This window comes from Chamaesiphon sp. VAR_69_metabat_338 (assembly GCF_031423935.1).
Taxonomy (GTDB): domain Bacteria; phylum Cyanobacteriota; class Cyanobacteriia; order Cyanobacteriales; family Chamaesiphonaceae; genus Chamaesiphon.
In genome coordinates, this window is the sequence record NZ_JANPGM010000510.1 from 1 (window position 1) to 2,200 (window position 2,200).

The window sequence follows — 2,200 nt, forward strand, 5'->3', positions numbered from 1 at the left end:
CGCGTTCGATGACTTCGAGATTGGCGATCCATTGATGATCTTCGGCAGCGAGGGCGCGGAGTTCGTCGAGTTGAGTATGGATACCCGATCGAATTAAGCCTCCTTCTTTAAGGTGTTGGGGTGGATGTTCGACTAGATGCGCGGCGATTTTTTGCCCCAGGGCTTCGAGTTCGGCGGGGACGTGGTGGAGGATTTTCAGGAAGGGAGATTTGCCTTGACTGGCGATATTTGCCAGTGCGGGGAGTTTGAGGAAAGAATCGGCGAGGGCGACGAGATCGCGTGCGTTGGCGCGTCCCGAGGCGGCTTTACCAGTCAGGCGTTCGATATCGTAGATCTGTTTGAGTAGTTGCTGGAGATCTTGCCGCAGGAAGGTGTTTTCAACTAGTTCTTGGATCGTGGTTTGGCGTTTGTTAATTGAGGGAATATCGAGCAATGGTTGGAGCATCCAACGGCGCAGGGCGCGTCCGCCCATGGCGGTACAGGTTTTATCCAATGCCCATAAGAGGGAACCTTGGAAATGACCGTCGCGGACAGTTTGGGTAATTTCCAGATTGCGGCGGGACTGGTGATCTAAGACTAAATAATCGCCGAGGGAATAGGTGCGCAGGGGTTGCAGGGCAACGGGATTGCCTTTTTGGGTGGCTTCGAGATATTCCAACAGGCCGCCAGCAGCTCGCACGGCGAGGGGAAACGGCGTACACCCCAAAGACTCCAGCGATCGCATTTTGAACGTATCCAAGAGCCGTTGCTTGGCTTCTGGCAGGGTAAATGGTGCCAGGGGACGCATGGCGTAGCAGAAGCAGTTGGGGAGATTGGTAGGGAGTAAGTCGGAAGATTCGCCAGGACGCAGGAGGCGATTGAGATCGGGTGCCGCGATCGGAATCAAGATTTCCGGCGGCTGGAGCCGCATGAGTTCTTGGGTGAGGACTTCGAGATCGGTGCTTTGGGTAGTCAGGAATTCACCTGTGGAAATGTCGGTATAGGCTAACCCCCAATTGTCACCTACCAGGACGATCGCCGCCAGGAAATTATTGCGCCGAGACTGGAGCATTTCTTCTTCCTGAATCGTGCCGGGAGTCAGGACGCGGACGACTTCACGGCGAACTAAATTACTCCCCAATGCGGCAGATTCGGCGGCGGTTTCCATCTGATCGCACAGGGCGATCGCGTAGCCTTTTTCCACCAACATGGCACAATAGCGATCGACGGCATGATGAGGTACGCCTGTCATCGGGACGCGCCCGATTTCTCTACCGCCTTCCTTGCTTGTCAGGACGAGTTCGAGTTCCCGCGCGATCGTAATTGCATCCTGAAAAAACGTCTCAAAGAAGTCCCCACACCGATATAACAGCAGCGCGTGGGGATATTGCTCCTTCACTTCGACGTAGTGTTGGTACATCGGTGAGAGCTTGGCACGATCGAGCAGACGATAATCGGCGTTGCGAATTTGACTTTGGCTGGTGCGAATTCCAGTCAAATCGGGAATATTATCAGTCATTTCAGGTCGATCCAGCTACGTAAGTCGTCAGTACTATTTTACTCAAATCTCGTCCCGATCGATTGGGATGAAGGGGCGATCGAAACGATCGAGATTATCTAAATCGAGATCGATCGTTAGCTATTCCCTTCGGTGCGTTACGCTTCGCGATAACTACGATATTCTTGGAAACCATATAGGATGGCTGTAGATTGTGTCTGAATTATTATTAACTGTTTGCATCTTTATCGCTGCTGTGTTGTACAGCTCAGTCGGACATGGTGGTGCGTCGGGATATTTAGCGGCGATGGCTCTATTTGGGGTCGCGCCAGCGGTAATGAAACCGACAGCTCTAGTCTTAAACATCATTGTGGCGGCGATCGCGACGTTGAAATTTTACCGCGCGGGTTATTTTAAGCGATCGCTATTCATCCCCTTTGCGATCGGTTCGATTCCCTGTGCTTTTATCGGCGGATCGATCGTCGTGCCCACTCAGGTTTACAAGCCGATCCTCGGGCTGGTGTTATTCTATGCGGCTGCTAAATTAGGCTTTATTAAAACCAGTGCCGCAGCCCAGCCACCACGGCCAATTTCTCTATACCTCGCGATCGGGCTGGGAATGGCGATCGGGTTATTGTCGGGGCTGACTGGCGTGGGTGGGGGGATTTTTCTCAGTCCGTTGCTGTTGCTGATGGGATGGGCGACGATTCCCCAATCTGCGGG

1 protein-coding gene and 1 pseudogene are annotated in these 2,200 nt (G+C 53.2%); one reads left to right on the top strand and one right to left on the bottom strand.

Going from position 1 to position 2,200, the window contains the following annotated elements; all coding sequences use genetic code 11:
- A pseudogene (locus RMO84_RS14175) lies at positions 1 to 1,498 on the bottom strand (DNA mismatch repair protein MutS); the annotation flags it as partial.
- Positions 1,499 to 1,691: 193 nt separating this feature from the next.
- On the opposite strand from RMO84_RS14175, the gene RMO84_RS14180 reads away from it, so the two are divergent.
- Positions 1,692 to 2,200 (top strand): sulfite exporter TauE/SafE family protein (locus tag RMO84_RS14180; RefSeq protein ID WP_310489098.1); only part of this gene is annotated, 509 nt, incomplete at its 3' end.